A 17150-nucleotide genomic window follows, 5' to 3' on the forward strand; every position below is an offset into this window, starting at 1 on the left:
TTGACGGTGCTCTTTATTGCCGCCTGCTTAAAACCGGGCGGCAATTTTTTATCTGCATTCATGCAGGAATGGCAATAAATTAGGCAGGAAAAATCCTCTGAAAAGCGATGAAGTCCATGCCGCCTAGACGAAACTCAGTTAATCTTCATGCTTTGTCGCTTCAATATGAGAAAAGCAATGGGTAATCTGGTGATTGTTCGCCATGGCGAGTCACAGTGGAACAGGGAAAACCGCTTTACCGGCTGGGCAGATATCGACCTGACAGCCAATGGCATCGAGCAGGCGCGCTGCGCTGGTCGTGCACTGGCGCAAGCCGGTTTCTGTTTCGATCTTGCGATTACCTCGATGCTGAAAAGAACCATCCGTTCGCAATGGCTGATACTGGATGAGATGGATGCGATGTTTACCCCCATCATCAGTCATTGGCGTCTAAATGAACGGCATTACGGCGCATTGACCGGTCATAGCCGTGCCGAAATGATCGCCAAATTTGGCGAAGAGCAGGTATGGGCTTGGCGTCGTGGTTTCGCCAGTCGTCCGCCTTTGATGGATGTCAGCGATGCGCGCGCACCGCAGCAGGAAGCACGTTATGACGATGTGTCGCGCGAACTGCTGCCGTTGGGTGAGTCGCTGGAAGATACGGTGGAACGCGTCCGCGTGTTGTGGGATGGCATGATTGCGCCGGTCTTGCGACAAGGCAAAGACGTGATCATTTCATCGCACGGCAATAGCCAGCGTGCTTTGGTCAAATTGCTGGAAGATATGCCGGACGAAGAAGTCGCACGTTTCGATGTGCCGAACAGTGTGCCGCTGGTGTACAAGCTCGATAAGGATTTGCGCGTGCTGGAAAGAAGTTCGATGACGCATATCCCGCATCCGGCGGTATCCGCGATACTTTAATTGCCTGACATAAAAAAAGCCGCTCACTCAGCGGCTTTTTTTATGGGCCTTGTCTGAGATCAGGTACGCATGAAGTTGATTCTGCCGCCCATCGATGGCGCAGATGGAAACAGTTGCGTCAACTGTCGGTCACTCAAATACAAATGACGTTCCGCAATCTGCGCCAATACCGAACGGAAGTCCGTTGTCACTGGCACATCACGGTCTTCATGCAAGCCAGCCGACGATAAACCTTTCCAATCTCCATACACTTTGCCACCGGCGATATCACCGCCGAGCAACCACATCACATTGCCGTGACCATGATCGGTGCCGCCGTTGCCGTTTTGGCGTGCGGTGCGGCCGAATTCGGACATCACGATGATGGTCGTGTCTTTGAACATCGGGCCGAGTTGCTGCGCCAGCGTCGCCAAACCTTGTCCCAGCGGTGCGAGGCGACTGGCAAGTTGTCCTGTACCTGCGCCTTGATTCGCATGTGTGTCCCAACCACCCAGTGCGAAAAAAGCGATCTGTATCTTGGGATCGTTGCGCATCAAGGTCGCCAGGCGTGATGCATCTTTAGGGAAACCATTCGGCAACGGTGCACCATTGTTGGCCATCTGCATTTCATTTTCCAGCGACGCATTCATGACTTCTTTATGCGCATCTTTTGCATCCTGATAAGTGCGAGAGAATCGTGCACTGTCTTGATACAGCTGATCGAAGGCCGTACCGACTTGTGGTTTATCCAGCAGATTGGCTTTGGTGTCGGCATCGCCGGAAGCCAGATTGGTAGCAGAAGCGCGGCCGCTGAGTATGCGCGGCATGACGGGACCGATGCTGACGGCGCGGGTGGGCGACGCGTTGCCGGGCAAGACCGTCAACATGCGATTGAGCCAACCGTCTTGCGTGGATTTTTTGCCCGGTGTGCCGGACTCCATATAATCCTGCGCATCGAAGTGCGAGCGTGTTGGATCGGGCGAACCGCTGGCATGAACAAAGGCCAGTTTCTTTTCTTCCCACAGCGTTTGCAGCGGTGCCAATGCCGGATGCAGGCCGAAGTAACCGTCTAGATCGAGCACGCCATTTTCTTGTCCCGGCCGCGCCAGCGCGATAGTCGGGCGCAGTCGTGCATAGTCAGCATCACCGTAAGGCGCGACCACATTCAAGCCATCTACTGCGCCGCGTAGCATGACGACGAGCAATTTGCGATTGGTGTTTTGATTGTCGCCACCAACTGCGGCCCAGGCCGATTGACCAACCGGGATCATCAATCCGGCGGCTGTAATCATGTGTAAAAAATCTCTGCGTTGCATGGTGTGCCCCAATCAATTTGGCTTATTGCTGCATGAAATCTGGACTGCCCAGCACCATCGCGCTGCGTAAGTTAGCCGGATTGTTCTCTATCGTCGTACGCGTCTGAGCCGAGATGCCAGGGCCTAAGGTGTCGAGTAAGGCATCGGTATTCAATGGCGGTGGATTTTGTATCGCGGGCGGATTCATCGCCTGTGCTTCGTCGTTGATCTTGTTCAAAGGCAGACGACCACTTGCCAGCGCATTGGCAAATGCAATGCGACGCGTCAGCGCATCCGGATTCAGCCAGGCGCTCTCGGTATTTTTATAACCGTCCGGTGTTTGGCAACCGTAGAGCGGCATGCCAAGTTGATTTAATGCATTAAGGAATGGACGCACATTGGTGAACTGCACTTGCCCGGCACGGGCGGCAGAGACGACGAATTGATATGGCGTCTTGAACTTGCTGCCGGTACCGGCTTGCGCCATGAACTCGCGACTATTGAACAAGGTGAGCAAGACTTCGCGGATATTGCCGCCGGTTTCCAGATAGCGACGCGATAGACGTTCCACCAATGCAGGCGGCGGTTGATCTTGTACAAAATATTGCGCCAGTTGATAACTCAGGTGGCGCGCAGTGGCAGGGTGCATCGCCAGAATATCGAGCGCTCTTTCGCCTTCCAGCTGACCTTCGGCGCGTATCGTTTGACCCAGCCATTGCTTGTCGCCATAGTCATGACGCTGTGGGTCGAAGCGGAAGGTGCGGTTATTCATCACCATATCGCGCTGATCGAAAGTCCAGCCGGTGAAGATGCGCGCCAGTTCGGTGACATCGTTCTGGCTATAGCCACCATCCACGCCCAGCGTATGCAACTCCATCAACTCGCGCGCGTAGTTTTCATTCAAGCCAGAATTCTGCGCATTCTTTCTACGCGCCTGATACTCGGCTGAAGTAGATAACCAGTTATCCAGATAGAACAACATGGCCGGATGCTTGGCGGTCGCACCTAGCAGATCGCGGAATGATCCCAGCGCGTAAGGGCGTATCGCATCGCGCTCATAACTACCAACCAGCGCACGATCCAGACCTTTGCCGGAAAACACATTGAAATGGTTGAACCAAAAATCGACCATCACTTCCTGCAACTGGCGTGGGCTATCAATGGCTTGTGCCAACCGCGCTTCAGCCGTTTGATCCGTCAGCCGTGTCACAAATGCACGTTGCTGCTGTTTGGCTTCCTCATCCTTTTGCGCTGTTGCTGCTTTACGCAAGGACAAGAAATTGCCGAGGAGGATGCCGTCGGCTTGATTGACGGTATCCAGCGCGTCGAGTCGCGCGACCAGTGTTGCCGGCAAGGGAATATTTTCGGGATGTAATTGCTGATCGATGTAGCGCGTGATCCCGATTTGTTTGACGCGTTCTATATCGCCGGGTTTGGGACCGTAGCCTAATCGGTTTAGTACGAGCAATACTTGCTGATCTTGCGAGACATTCGCTGCATGCGCATTGAAAGCGCACAGAGCAACGATGAACAGAGCGGCCAAGCGAGTGTGAAATTGCACGTCATGTCTCCAGACAAGATGAGCGAATAAGAACTGTATTCCTTATTGCAGCGAGATGCTTTATTGCTGCAATCACAATATTTCTGCGTGTTAAAAAATGAAAAAGCCTATGCAGGCTTTTTCATTGATCCACCAAGCGCGATAACAAGTATCTCGAATCGATGCAGACGATTAGTGACCGATTTGTTTGCTGACACCATTCTCTTGCTGATTCAGGGTGCGTTGCTCTTGTTTGGTGATATGACCGCCGTTCTGGCTGGCCATCGCGTGTTCTTCCTTGCGAATTTGGTGATCTTCATGGTGCAGCTGTTTTGCCTGTGCCTTGGAGATTTTTCCGGTCTTTACTTCATTGTGTATACGTTTGTCCTGATTTGCCAGGCGATGGTTCACTTCTGCGCGGCGCGGATGATCTTTTTGGAATTCAGTTGCCGCAAATGAATTGCCGGTCACAGCGGCAAGCATGCCGACGACGCCGATCAGGGCAAAGGTTTTACGCAGATTTTTTGTGTTCAGCATGATGTGTTCCTTGAGCGTTGATTGAGTTGTAGCGGTGTGTATGTCACCACCTGTACATCAACGTGCGTGCAGCATCTTTGCTGACAAGGATTGTCAGGTGAAGTGTAAGGAATTGTTTCGATATGCAAATTTAATTTGTCGAACAAAAAATATTTTCCGCATGCCAATTACTTTGTATTTGACGCAAGCTGGCACTTACTGATCATCGTGTGCTGTCGCTGTCTGTTTTTCGGAACAAACAATTCACGTCACACAACTGTCATCAGCACGAAATATTTCTCTCTTATTCTTCACGTCGCTGTTGAGTTGAAACATACAGGGATTACTCAATTATCGAATCGCACGGCGTTGCGATAACGGCGCACGGCTTCGTTCTGTCATCAACAGAACGATTTCTTTTTTACACCAGGGGAATTCAATGCAGTTAAAAACACTCAGCGTCGCGATCAGCGCCGCTGTCGCATCATTGTTGCTGGCCGGTAGCGCCGCAGCACAAAGCAACGTAGAAATTTACGGTATCGCCGATGCCGGTATGGAAGTCATCAACCATGCAACTACTGGCTCCAATTCGAACCTGGCACGCTTGAGCTCGGGCAATCTGTCCGGTTCGCGTCTTGGCTTCCGCGGTACGGAAGATATGGGGAATGGCTTGAAAGCAGTCTTCGTTCTGGAAAGCGGTATTGCTTACGACACCGGTGCATTCCTGCAAGGTAGTCGCGCATTCGGACGTCAAGCTTTCGTCGGCTTGCAAGGTTCGTGGGGCAGTTTGTTACTTGGCCGTCAAAACAGCTTGATGCTGGAGTGGATGAGTAAGTACAACACCATGGATAACGCAACATGGTCATCCAAAGTGCATGACGAAGCATTCTCGGATCGCATGGATAACTCCGTTAAATACATCGGTAAATTCGGCGCGGTTGATGCTTCAGCTTATTACAGCACTGGTTATGATTCCACTAAAGGTGGTGAAGTTGCTGGTCATAGCAAAGCTGGTCGTCAATTAGGTGGTGGCCTGCAATACAACGGCGGCGATTTTCGTGCAGCAGTTGTTTATGACCAAAAGAATGGCCAGACCGCAGTACTGGAAAACAATACCGACAAGCATCTGACCTTCGGTGCGCGTTACAAGTTTGGTTCAGCTGAAGTATTAGGCGGCTATCTGCAACGCAAGCAAGAAACCGTAGGTACAGCAGATGTTCGCACCAATATGTCCTGGATCGGCATGACTTATCAGGTAACGGGTGCTTTGCAACTGAGTGGTTCGTACTACAAAACCGACGTTAAAAATTCGAACAAAGATCCATCGTCCATCATCACCATGGTCAAGTATTCCTTGTCCAAGCGTACCGATCTGTATCTGATCAACTCATACGCGATGAACAAGAATGGCTCGAATCTGGGTGTTAACGGCTTCGCCAAGGATATCGTCGCCGGTGAGAATCAGTTCGGTACGATGGCTGGCATTCGCCACACATTCTGATGTGTAAGCAATGACAGAGAGTCTAGTCAAAAAGAAGGCAGGCACATCGATCACCATCGATGGCCTGACTCATCGCTTTGCGCAAAACCCGGTACTTGATCGGATCGATATACATCTCGAGCCCGGCCAGGTACTGGCTTTGCTCGGCCCTTCCGGTTGCGGCAAGACGACCTTGCTGAAATTGCTGGCAGGTTTGTTGCCAGTCGCAGCCGGACACGGACGCATACTCTTTGGCGACAAACTGGTGGCCGGTGACGGTCACTTTTTGCCGCCTGAAGCGCGTGGTCTGGGCATGGTGTTTCAGGATTACGCATTGTGGCCGCACATGAGCGTCGGCAAGAATGTCGCCTTCGCTCTGGAAATGCGCGGCATGCCGAAGAAGCAGCGTGATCCGCGCGTCGCGCGTGCGCTGGAAATCGTTGGCCTGAAGAATCACGAAGATCGCAATCCATCCAGTTTGTCCGGTGGGCAGCAGCAACGTGTGGCTTTGGCGCGCGCGATTGTGGCTGAACCGCAGGTCTTGTTGTTTGACGAACCTTTGTCGAATCTGGATAGAGATTTGCGCGAAAGCTTGTGTCATGAAATTGGCAGTCTATTGCGCGAGATGGGCACGACAGCCGTCTACGTCACGCACGATCAGGAAGAAGCATTTGCTCTGGCAGATGTGGTTGCCGTGATGCAGGGCGGACGCATCCGTCAGTTAGCTACGCCGGATATGTTAGTCACTGAGCCGGCCAATACCTTGATCGCTGAATTCCTGAAGCTGGGTACCTTGCTGCATGCAAAAGAAGTTCCGCATTCCTGGCATCCACGTTTTGCACAAAATTCTGCAATTGATGCACAGCATCTCTTCATTCCGCAATCGGCATTGTCGCTGGCATCGGATACAACGCACGCATTTCGCGGTGAAGTCTTGATGCAGCGCTATCGCAATGGACGCTTCATTACCGAAGTACGCACCGCCGAGGCTCCCAAGGGTTTGGTCTTGACGACCGACACCCGTTTATCACACGGCCAAATCATAGATCTGACTGTGGATTGGCAGCGTTTGCGCTGGTTGCCACAAGCTGCCTGAGCCTCGCAAGTACACCGGCCGCTTGCGGCCCATCATCGAACAAGTAACAGGAACGCAATAGGACAATTCCATGAAAAAATTAATGCCACTCACCGTCGCCTGTCTGTCGCTCGCAGCGGCATTCGCAGCACCTAACGCATTAGCGTTAACCGTTTATAGCGCCGGCCCCGGCAAGTTGATCGAAACGCTGGCAGCAGATTTCAAGGCAAGTACCGGCGTGACGGTTGATGTATTTCAGGCCGATACCGGCAAAGTCATGGCGCGCTTGCAGGCTGAAGCTTCCAATCCGCGTGCCGACGTCGTCATCTCAGCATCGTGGGATAGCGCGCAGGATTTGGATAAGCGCGGTTGGTTATTGAATTATCAAAGCCCGAACGCACAACAAGTGCCGGCCCGCTTCAAGCAGCCAGCGTATGTGGCGCAAGGTTTGTCGGTGTTGTCTATCGTATGGAATACCAAGAGCGGTACGCCACGCCCGACCGACTGGGCCGATTTGACGCAAGCACCGTTCAAGGACAAGGTCACCATGCCTGATCCATCGCAATCAGGCGCTTCGCTGGATTTGCTGTCCGGTTTGCAAAGTCGTCAAAGCGAAAAAGCCTGGCAATTGTTTTCTGCATTGAAGGCCAACGGCATGGTCATTTCCGGCCCGAATGCGCAGGCGATGAATCCAGTCTTGCAAGGTGCAAAGGCAGCGGTATTCGGCGCGGTTGATTATGTGGCACTGGGCAGTCAAGTCAAAGGCGAAAGCATAGAAGTGATCTTCCCGAAAAGCGGCACCGTCGTCGCACCGCGTCCCATGATGATTTTGAAATCGTCGAAGGCACAGGATGATGCACGCAAGTTCATTGATTTCGTCTTGTCGCCGCAAGGTCAGGCGCGGGTGGCCGAGGCTTACCTGATCCCGGCGCGTGTAGACATCGCAGCCAAACGCCAGACTTTGAAAGAGATCAAGTTGTTGCCGGATGCAGAAGGCGATGCCAACTACGCATCACGTGCTGCACTGCTGCATCGCTTCTCGACTTTGTTTGGTCGCAAGTAAGTCATGCGTGGAGTGAATGGCACGCCGCTGATCATAGGCGGTACGACGGCGGCTTTACTGATAGTGGTGGCATTGCCGCTGCTCTTCGTTCTGTTACAGGCGATTTTTCCTGAGTTTGCGAATGGTTCGCTGCTGGCACCTTTATCGCATCTGGCCGTTATTTTCAGCGATCCGGCTTTGCTCGGTCTGACCTTCAATACCTTGCGGCTTGGTGTTTGCGTCGTTTTGCTTAGCGCTGCCATCGGTATTCCATTGGGTGCTTTGCGCGGCTTGTTCAAATTGCCATTCGCTGGTTTATGGGATTTGCTATTCCTGGTACCTTTCATGATCCCGCCTTACATCGCGGCGCTAGGCTGGATCATGATGCTGCAACCGAATGGCTATGTTGAACAATTGGTCGGAATACACGCGGCCTCGTTTCTGTTTTCATTTGGCGGCGTGGTCTTCGTGATGACGCTCAATGTCTTCCCTGTCGTGTACTTCGCCGTGTCGCGTAGCATTGCCAGTTCCGGTTCGCGTTTGGCGGATGTCGGTCGTGTTTGTGGCGGCTCGCCATGGCAATGTTTTTTCCGTATTACGTTACCGTTGGCGACACCCGGCATTGCGGCCAGTTTGTTGCTGGTGTTTGCGATGGCGATAGAAGAATACGGTACGCCGGCAGCATTGGCGGCCAATGCAGGTTTCTTCGTATTGGTTACCGGGATTGAACGTCGCTTCTCTGATTGGCCGATTGATTTACCCGGTGCTGCAACTTTGTCGGTGGTGTTGGTGATCTTGGCGATGCTGGCATTCTGGTTGCAGCGTCGCATTCAGGGCAAGCAGGTATTTGAAACGTTGAACGGCAAACCGAGTGATACGTCGCTGCGTCCTTTGGGTGTCTGGCGCTGGCCGGTGACTATCTTGTTTGCAACGGTGGCACTGATAGCGACTTGCGCACCTTTGTTTTCTATCGTGATTACGGCATGCATGCGCACCTTGTCGGGTGGATTGCAGCGCGACAATTTATCGTTCACGCATTTCGATGCGATCTTCACTAGCGGTAATGCAGCCTTGCAGGCACTGGGTACCAGTGCGGCATTGGGTGTCGCGACTGCTTTGCTGACTGGCTTGTTGGGTTTGCTTGCGGCTTATTGTGTGGTGAAAACTTCGATGCGCGGACGCGTCTTGCTGGATGCCTTGTCGGTGATGCCGAATACCTTGCCTGGCATTGTGGTCGCAGTCGGTTTGATTTTGGCGTGGAATCAATCGTTCTGGCCGGTGACGCCATATAACAGTTGGGTGATTCTGTTACTGGCGTATTGCTGCTTGCTGTTGCCGTATCCGGTGCGCTATGCGAGTGCCGCCTTTGCGCAGATTGGTGACAATATGGAAGCAGCGGCACGCGTGCACGGCGCGAGCCTGCGACAAACCTTGCTGAAGATTTTGCTGCCCTTGGTGTTCCCAAGTTTGTTGGCAGCGATGTTGCTAGTGTTTGCGGTGGCATCACGCGAGTTGGTCGCTTCGCTGTTACTAGCACCGACGGGTATTCAAACCACATCGCTGTTTATCTGGCGACAGTTTGAACAAGGTTCAGTCGGGCAGGGCATGGCCATGAGTGTCGTAACTATCTTGATGACGACGACAGTGATGGTGGGTGTGACTTTATGGCGGCAACGCCATCAGTGAAGAAATAAAACGACACCGGATTACATGCTTGTATTCCGGTGCGTATGAATTCCCTAACGGGTGACTTCGAAGAAATCCCGTTTCAAAAACTCTTCCAGCTCGGCACTGTCTTGCACACGTGCCGACAAAATAACGACGCGACCCAGGCGGGGAGAATTCCAGTTGAAGTCGCCTTTTTCGTACATGCGTATCAATTCAATCATGCGCCGTACGATGGCAGTGTCGATGTCGAGGTTAGGTCCGGCATCGACAGTAATCAACTGACGCGAATTGGTGCGGCGGCGCAAATCCCAGCCACGGAATAAAAACTCTGCCGTACGTACACCCTTGAATGTGATTTGAAATACGCCACCGGATTCATTGCGTCCGCGCGACTGTCTTTGCATCATCTCGGCAATATTGGCGCGCGCAATCGCGTTGTCGTCTTGCGCTGGTTGCCTGTCACTGGAATCCGGTTCCATGATGCCGGCCGCACGACGACGCTCACGTGCGGCCTGGATCATGTCGGACATGTCTGGCGGCAAAGGCGTGGTGTTGGTCGATTTTGGCGCGATTGGTGGCGGCTTGGCCTTGGCCACCTCATTCGTCTTGCTAGGTGAAGATTTTTTCTGCGGGCTGGCTTTGGCTTGTTTGGTCTCGTTCGGCTGCCCGGATTTTTTGATTTGCGGCGATGGCTGTGTAATCGCGGTTGATGCGTCGGGTTTGGACGAGGGTGCTTGCGCAATCAGACTAACGGTCAGCGGCGCGGTCGGCGAGTCACCTGATTCTGCCACGCGCACGGTTGGGCGATCCAGCGCATAGAGCAGGATCAGAGCATGTATCAGCAGTGAGAGCCCGATGCCGATGGCAGTGCGAGCGCGCTTGTTGGATAGAGTCGGGTTGGACTTCATGTTCTACAGCAAATGGAAACTGCTGCCATTATGAACGCGCTGAGGATTTTTGTTTAACTGATCTTTTGTAAAGTTAATCGCACAATTTGCGCATGGCGGTGCTGTTTTAAGTGCAATTTAATAATGATGTGTTGGTCACGCTGGTGACAAAGATCAACTTTCAGAGTTTTTCTGGCACGCAAGCTTGTCCATCTGTCATTTGATGCTGCTTGCAGAGTGGGCTTGAGCAGGAGCAAGATAGCCCAACTTTATAAAAATGGCTGGAGACCTTTCATGCACATCATCCGCAAATTCTACGGCTTACTCCTTGTTGTTTTCCTCACGGCATGTGCGACGCAGGCGCCATTGCCAGTCAGCACATCGACTGCCAATGCCCAGGTAATTGCCGCGCCGGTACAGCAGGTTTACCTCAGTCCGGAGCAGATTGATACCACGCGTTTCCTCGGACCACCGCCGGATGAGGCTGCCACCAAGCGCGAGATTGCTTATATGTTGTCATTGCAAAAGCAGCGTACGCGGGAGCAAGCCAAGGCTGCTGCGGCCGATCTGGACCAAAGCGTTTTCCGCTTTGCCGATGTGATGGGCGACAAGTTCGAAAAGGAATTTTTACCCAAGACGGCTAAATTGTTCGCGAACTTGTACAAGACCGGCAACGGTCTGGATAAACAAGGCAAGAAGAAGTGGAAGCGCGTGCGCCCGCCTTTAGCCGATGCGCGTATCCATCCAGTCACCAAATATTCTTCCAGCGGTTCTTATCCTAGTGGTCATGCCACTTTCAGTTACCTGTCCGGTATCGTCTTGGCAGATATGGTGCCGGAAAAGAGTGAGCAGATTTTTGCGCGTGCTCGTGCTTTTGGCGAGAATCGTGTCATCGGGGGCGTGCATTATCCGAGCGACGTGGCGGCAGGGCAGCGTTTAGCGACGATGATTGCTGTTTTAATCCAGCAGAATCCGGCGTTTCAAAACGACTATGCGGCAGCGCGTGCAGAATTGCGTGCCGAGCTGGGTTTGCCGTGATTGCTTGAAAAGTTGAGTGCTTAAACCGTTGCGCCCCAGGCATCGCGCAAGATAGACAGCATGCCAACGATCACTGGTTCAAATTCAGCCGCGACTGGATACAGGAAGGAGAGTTGCGTATCGACGGTGGCGTGACTCCAGATCACGATCTCCGCTTTCTCCGCAGCCACCAGCGCCAGATCTTCTCGCATCAGCGCCAGGCCGACACCGGCACGCACCAGACTGTGTGGCGAAGTCAGTTCATCGGTTTCCATCACGATGTTGGCTTGCAAGCCCTGACGGCCGAACATCGCAACCAGTAATTGATGGACATGACTTTTATCCGGCGCGCCTATCCACGGCATTGCCGCGATATCTTTCCAGCCGCAAGTAGAAAGCTGCTTCGCATAACTGATAGGTGCGACCACGCGATAGCGCACGCCGCGTAAGGGCAGGCTGGCGACATCGCGATTGTTGACGGTGCCGATGTAGAAGCCTGCAGCAATTTCACCACTGGCGACGCCTTCCAGAATCGCGCCCGCCAACACGGAGCGCGTTTTGATTTCCAACAGCGGTAGAGCGGCCATCAAGCCGTTGAGAAAACTACCCAGTCGCAGAAAATCCGGATCACCCAATGTGCCGATCAATACACGGCCAGTGATTTCCCCTTTGATTTCCTTGGCTTTGGCCAGCGTGGCATTGAAGGCGCTGAGCGTACGCTCCACTTCCGGCAACAATAACTCGCCATCTTTAGACAAGGCGATCCGACCATGACTGCGGTCGAATAATGCGATGCCGAGTTCCTGTTCCAAGGCCTTGATATGCCCGGTCACTGCCGGTTGTGTGACGTGCAACGTTTCCGCAGCCTTGGTGATGTGCCCCAGCTTGGCAACTGTCACAAAGGTTCGAAGTTGATAAATTTCCATAGGCGGCGTGCGCTCCCTTTTTACATCCAGCCGATTTGCATCAGTCTGCTTGAGCCCGGTGTGCCGAACGATATTTTTATGATCATCGCGAACGGCCGGTCTTGTTCTGCAAAATTCTCGCGCCACGCAAGTACGCGAGGCAAATGGTCTTGCATGCAGTGTAGACGGCGACGCGGGGAATCGGCAACAAATCGATAGCGTTACGAAGGCGTGAACTGATTGCGTTCACGCCTACGCTAAACGATTTGATCAGGCTGGCAAGTAGCGGATTTGCGATGCATCTATGCCCAGACGGACCGATGCTGAATCTGCGAACTGCGCCATGCCGGAGAAATGCGCCTGATCAGCCGTGATGATGGCTTCACCGACGCGCACGCGATAGCGTGTGAACTCGCCGAGGAACTCGCTGTGTTCGACCGCACCGTTGAGCCAGATGTAAGCGCCGTCATGTACTGCATCGCCGACGATCATCTTGATCGTGTGCGGACGGAAGCTGATGGCGACACGACCAGCGCGTGCCGACGGATGTTTCGGCAAGGTGATGTCGCCGATGCCGGGCGCACGGAAGCGCAAGGTATCGCCGCTAATGTGATCGATCTCGCCGGACAGCAGATTGGTGGTGCCGACAAAATTCGCGACAAAAGGATTGGCCGGGTAATCGAACAAAGCGGCTGGCGTACCAAGTTGCTGCACGATGCCTTTGTCCATTACCGCCATGCGGTCAGCGGTCGTCATCGCTTCTTCCTGATCGTGCGTGACGAAGACAGTGGTGATACCGAGCTTGCGTTGCAGCGACAATAATTCTTCACGCATTTGCACGCGCAGCTTTTTATCCAGATTCGATAAAGGTTCATCCAGCAGCAGCACTTGCGGTTCGATCACGACAGTGCGCGCCAAGGCCACGCGTTGTTGCTGACCGCCGGACAGTTGATTCGGACGACGATTGGCGAATTGCGACAGGCTGACCAATTCCAGTACCGCGCCTACCTTTTGCTTGATGGTGGCTTTGTCCATGCGACGTTCAACCAGACCGAAGGCGACGTTGTCCCACACGGTCATGTGCGGCCACAACGCGTAGCTTTGGAACACCATGCCGATATTGCGCGCATGTGGTGGCACGCCGGTAATGTCTTTGCCATCAACCAGCAACTGGCCGCGCTGATGCTGATTGAAGCCAGCGATCAAACGCAACAGCGTGGATTTGCCGGAGCCGGATGGGCCGAGCAGCGCGAAGAATTCACCCGGCTCTATGCGCAGGCTGATGTCTTTCAATACTTCTGTTTTGCCACCGTCATACGACAGGCCGATGTTTTTGCACTCGACTGCGATTTTTTTGAGTTGTTTCATGATGTCGCTTTCACTTCATTAGTTGCTATCGTGCCTGTCGGCAGGCTTGGTGTGAGGTTCGCCAATGGCGGCAGCTCTTCGTCTTCAACGCGTTTGGATCTGGTCAGTGCCGAAGTACGTTCGACGACGACATGCGATGCATAAGTGCCAAGCGCGACAATGATGACGGCCAACACGCCCAGCGCTGCGCCCGGCCCGCGACCCGCGATACTTTGCATATATAGATAGATGCCATAGCTCATAGGCGCTTGCGATTCGGATGAAGTCAGCAAGATGGTGGCCGACAATTCAACTGCAGCAGTGATGAAGCTGGTGACGAAGCCCGCCAGAATGCCGCCCGCCATCAGCGGAATCACGATGCGTTTGATGGTGCTGGCCTTGGATGCGCCCAGACTTTCCGCCGCTTCTTCCAGACTGACGTTGATCTGCTGCAGTGCTGCCATGCAAGAGCGCAGCGCATATGGCAGACGACGAATCGCATACGCAATCATGATCAACACCCAGGTTTGCGTGAACAGCGTATCTGTGAAAGGAATCATCACGTCTTTGAACAAACGCAGATAACCGATCGCCAGCACCACGCCGGGAATAGCCATCGCCGCGCTCGCCGCGTAATCCAGCCATTGGCGGCCGACCATCTTGGTACGCAGTATCAGATAAGCGATTGCAGTACCGAGCACCACGTCGATCAAGGCTGCCAAGCCGCAATACAGCAGCGTGTTGCTGATCATGCTGCCAGAGTTGGAAACTACCGTTGTGTAATGTTGCAGCGTGTACGCATCCGGCAATACCGAGAAGCTCCAGACACTAGCCAGCGACAACAGCAAGATGCCGAGGTGCGGTGACAAGACCACCAGAAGTACGATGGCGATCCAGCCATACGCCATGAAGGATTGCCATTTGCTCAGCTTGCGACGCTGAATGGCGCTGCTGCCTTTTTGTGTGGTCGAGTAATCCTTGCCTTTAAGCACGCGCGCCGACATCCACAATGCGAGGATGGAGAAGCCGATCATGATGAAAGAGATCACATAACCGAGCGGATCGTCGAGGCCGACTGATGTGATGCGCAAGTAAGCCTGCGGTGCCAGCATATTGGTCGTACCCAATACCAGCGGCGTACCCAGATCATCGAAAACCTTGACGAAGACCAGCGCCGCGCCAGCGATAAAGCCAGGCATCGCCAATGGGAAGATCACGCGACGGAACAGGCGGAAACCTTTTGCGCCCAGATTCAATGCGCTCTCTTCCATTGCGCCGTCGATGTTGCGCAAGGACACGATCAAATTCATCAGAATGAAAGGGAAGTAATGAATACTTTCCACAAACACGATGGCGCTCAGACCATCCATGATCGGAATCTTGAAATCGAACCATTCGCTCAGCAACAAGTTAATGCTGCCGTTCGTGCCGAAGATTAATTGCAATGCCACCGCGCCGACGAAGGGCGGCATGATCAGTGGCAACACGCCTAGTGTCTGGATCAGAATGGCGCCACGGAATTCAAAGCGCACCGTCAGATAAGCGAGTGGAATCGCGATCATTGAGGCAAACAATACCGACAGCAAGGCGACGCTCAAGCTGTTGATAAAGGATTCGCGCAGTAACGATTGCTCGAAGAAGGTGACGAAGTGATGCAGCGTGAAGTTGCCATCCGTGCCAAAGGCAGAAAGGATGACGGTACCGACCGGCAGAATCAGGAACGTCAACAGTATCGCGGCGATGATGATCGCGATCAGGGTTGGCGCAATTGGATATCGAAATCTCATAGTGGTGTCCTTCTCGGTGCCTGCGCACTGAGAATGTTGGTACGGAATAGCTGATGGATGAGGGACGAATCCATGGTGAACTAGTGGACTCGTCCCGTTCGCTAACGCAACGCTGCGCTAGTTATTACTTGATTGCTGCCGATGCTTGCTGCGCCAGTTCCGCCGCCTTCAGGTAATTAGCCTTGGCTTTGGAACTCCATTGTTCTTCCAATGCAGAGACCTGACGATTGTTGGCGTCGCCGCTGCCTTTTTTCGACAGTGTTTTGGAGAACAGTTCGAGGAAGGCTGGTTGCTCTACCAGTTGCACATCAACCTGCGGTGAATAAGCCAGCGTACGCGCTTGCTTGATCAATGCGGCTGCTTGTGGCGATGGTTTCGCTGCCAGTTTTTTCTCGGCTTCTTGAATTGCCTTGGTTGCAGCTTGCAATTCCTTGAGACGGAAGGTGATTGTTTGATCGAACATCGACGTCACAACGTGATAACGCGCTTGTGCTTTCATCGAATCAAATTGCACCTTGGACTTCTTCGCGACTGCAAAGATATCCGGGTAGCCTGGCGGCACTTTGGTTTTCAGTTTGTCGTAAGGGACGATAGGCATGCGCGAGATTTTTGGATCGAGCAATACTTCCTGTCCTTCGTTCGACAGGGCAAAGGCCATGAACTTCTTCGCATCGCTTGGATTCTTCGCACCGGCTACCAGCGCAATGCTGGCTGGTACCACTGCCGTGACGCTTGGATAAACGAAGTCCACCGGGAAGCCGCTGTACTTGCCGGCCAGACCAAAGAAGTCGATCACCATGCCAACGCCGAATTGACCACTGTTGACGCCGTCCGGCACGCCGAAGGAGCGCTCGGTGATTTGTGCGCAGTTGCCGGAAATCTCCAGCATCTGTGCCCAACCCTTGTCCCAGCCTTCGCCTTGCAAGATGGTTTCGACCGTCAGATGCGAAGTGCCGGAGCGCGATGGCGCGCTGAATGCAACGTGACCGAAGTAAGCCGGTTTGGTCAGATCGCTCCATTCTTTAGGCACAGGCAATTTGTTCGCCGCCAGATAGCGCGTGTTCCACATGATGCCGTAGCCCGACAAGGCCTGGCCGTAGTACATGCCGTCCGGATCGTTCAGTGGATAGTTACCGATCTTGGCAGGCGCATTTGGATTTTTTACTTCAGGTGCTTTTTCCAGCAGCTTGTCATGCGCCAGTACTTCAAACGCATCAGGTGCGGACGCCCAGAAGATGTCCGGACGTTGTCCCGGCGAGACTTCCTTGATGAAGGCCAGCGAAGCAGTGGTGTTCTTGTTCAGGACTTCGACCTTGATGTCCGGGTATTTCTTCTCGAAAGCCTTCTTGTAGGTCTCGGTGATTTCTTTCGGGAAGGACGTGATGATGGTGATAGGTGCCGCGTGAGCGCCGGCGAATGCCAACGATAAAAGCGATGCAAGCACCGTATGACGTGCTGTGAATTTCATTGTGTCTCCTCGTATATGGACAGCGCGCAGCTGTTCTGTCCGGACTATAACGAGGGCAAAAATTAAGAGCCAATCATAAATTCCGATGTCATTACAAAGAAATCGTGATGCTGCACTGCAATCACTGCTTTGTTGGTCGAGGTTTGCTTTATGGCTGTTTGGATGGCGCAACAAAACCCGCAAAAAGACATTCCATATTTACAACTTGCTGAAGAAATTTAGAAAAAAATCGCCATGCTGCGGC

At 53.2% G+C, this 17150-nt stretch carries 14 protein-coding genes; 6 read left to right on the plus strand and 8 right to left on the minus strand.

Going from position 1 to position 17150, the window contains the following annotated elements; all coding sequences use genetic code 11:
• The first annotated feature begins 165 nt into the window (after nt 1-165).
• Nucleotides 166-900, plus strand: coding sequence for a 2,3-diphosphoglycerate-dependent phosphoglycerate mutase (gene gpmA / locus BQ6873_RS12575; protein ID WP_231949331.1), 735 nt, complete (start codon nt 166-168; stop codon nt 898-900).
• 59 nt (nt 901-959) lie between these two features.
• Here gpmA and BQ6873_RS12580 read toward each other — a convergent pair whose 3' ends face one another.
• From BQ6873_RS12580 to BQ6873_RS12590, 3 genes are all read right to left on the minus strand, one after another.
• Nucleotides 960-2195, minus strand: a complete 1236-nt coding sequence (locus BQ6873_RS12580; protein ID WP_076592950.1) for a DUF1501 domain-containing protein — start codon at nt 2193-2195, stop codon at nt 960-962.
• A 22-nt stretch (nt 2196-2217) separates the two neighbouring features.
• Nucleotides 2218-3735, minus strand: a complete 1518-nt coding sequence (locus BQ6873_RS12585; protein ID WP_076592951.1) for a DUF1800 domain-containing protein — start codon at nt 3733-3735, stop codon at nt 2218-2220.
• A gap of 171 nt (nt 3736-3906) precedes the next feature.
• Nucleotides 3907-4197: a hypothetical protein gene (locus BQ6873_RS12590; protein WP_157889221.1), complete on the minus strand. Its 291-nt coding sequence runs from the start codon at nt 4195-4197 to the stop codon at nt 3907-3909.
• Nucleotides 4198-4669: 472 nt separating this feature from the next.
• Here BQ6873_RS12590 and BQ6873_RS12595 point away from each other — a divergent pair, with 472 nt between their 5' ends.
• The 4 genes from BQ6873_RS12595 to BQ6873_RS12610 all read left to right on the plus strand — a co-directional run bounded on the left by BQ6873_RS12595 (nt 4670) and on the right by BQ6873_RS12610 (nt 9513).
• Nucleotides 4670-5731, plus strand: coding sequence for a porin (locus tag BQ6873_RS12595; protein WP_076592953.1), 1062 nt, complete (start codon nt 4670-4672; stop codon nt 5729-5731).
• Nucleotides 5732-5741: 10 nt separating this feature from the next.
• Nucleotides 5742-6806 carry an ABC transporter ATP-binding protein gene (locus BQ6873_RS12600; RefSeq protein WP_076592954.1) on the plus strand — a complete coding sequence of 355 codons (1065 nt, stop codon included), beginning with the start codon at nt 5742-5744 and terminating at the stop codon, nt 6804-6806.
• Nucleotides 6807-6876: 70 nt separating this feature from the next.
• Entirely contained in the window at nt 6877-7848 is a 972-nt protein-coding gene (locus BQ6873_RS12605; RefSeq protein ID WP_076592955.1) for an ABC transporter substrate-binding protein, read from the plus strand.
• A gap of 3 nt (nt 7849-7851) precedes the next feature.
• The gene (locus BQ6873_RS12610) at nt 7852-9513 is read left to right on the plus strand and encodes an ABC transporter permease (RefSeq protein WP_076592956.1); all 1662 of its coding nucleotides are present in this window, start codon (nt 7852-7854) and stop codon (nt 9511-9513) included.
• 53 nt (nt 9514-9566) lie between these two features.
• On the opposite strand, the gene BQ6873_RS12615 is transcribed toward BQ6873_RS12610, so the two are convergent.
• Nucleotides 9567-10403 carry a hypothetical protein gene (locus BQ6873_RS12615; RefSeq protein ID WP_076592957.1) on the minus strand — a complete coding sequence of 279 codons (837 nt, stop codon included), beginning with the start codon at nt 10401-10403 and terminating at the stop codon, nt 9567-9569.
• A 273-nt stretch (nt 10404-10676) separates the two neighbouring features.
• Here BQ6873_RS12615 and BQ6873_RS12620 point away from each other — a divergent pair, with 273 nt between their 5' ends.
• On the plus strand, nt 10677-11420 hold the full coding sequence (locus BQ6873_RS12620) for a phosphatase PAP2 family protein (RefSeq protein WP_083664462.1): 744 nt from the start codon (nt 10677-10679) through the stop codon (nt 11418-11420).
• 20 nt (nt 11421-11440) lie between these two features.
• On the opposite strand, the gene BQ6873_RS12625 is transcribed toward BQ6873_RS12620, so the two are convergent.
• The 4 genes from BQ6873_RS12625 to BQ6873_RS12640 all read right to left on the minus strand — a co-directional run bounded on the left by BQ6873_RS12625 (nt 11441) and on the right by BQ6873_RS12640 (nt 16906).
• Complete coding sequence (locus BQ6873_RS12625) at nt 11441-12325, minus strand: LysR family transcriptional regulator (RefSeq protein WP_076592958.1); 885 nt, start codon at nt 12323-12325, stop codon at nt 11441-11443.
• Nucleotides 12326-12574: 249 nt separating this feature from the next.
• Complete coding sequence (locus tag BQ6873_RS12630; protein WP_076592959.1) at nt 12575-13672, minus strand: ABC transporter ATP-binding protein; 1098 nt, start codon at nt 13670-13672, stop codon at nt 12575-12577.
• Nucleotides 13669-15438 carry an ABC transporter permease gene (locus tag BQ6873_RS12635; protein ID WP_083664463.1) on the minus strand — a complete coding sequence of 590 codons (1770 nt, stop codon included), beginning with the start codon at nt 15436-15438 and terminating at the stop codon, nt 13669-13671. The genes BQ6873_RS12630 and BQ6873_RS12635 overlap by 4 nt, the downstream gene beginning before the upstream one ends.
• 124 nt (nt 15439-15562) lie before the next feature.
• Nucleotides 15563-16906: an ABC transporter substrate-binding protein gene (locus BQ6873_RS12640; protein WP_076592960.1), complete on the minus strand. Its 1344-nt coding sequence runs from the start codon at nt 16904-16906 to the stop codon at nt 15563-15565.
• Nucleotides 16907-17150 lie beyond the last annotated feature (244 nt).

The sequence above is a fragment of the Herminiimonas arsenitoxidans genome (assembly GCF_900130075.1).
GTDB lineage: Bacteria > Pseudomonadota > Gammaproteobacteria > Burkholderiales > Burkholderiaceae_D > Oxalicibacterium > Oxalicibacterium arsenitoxidans.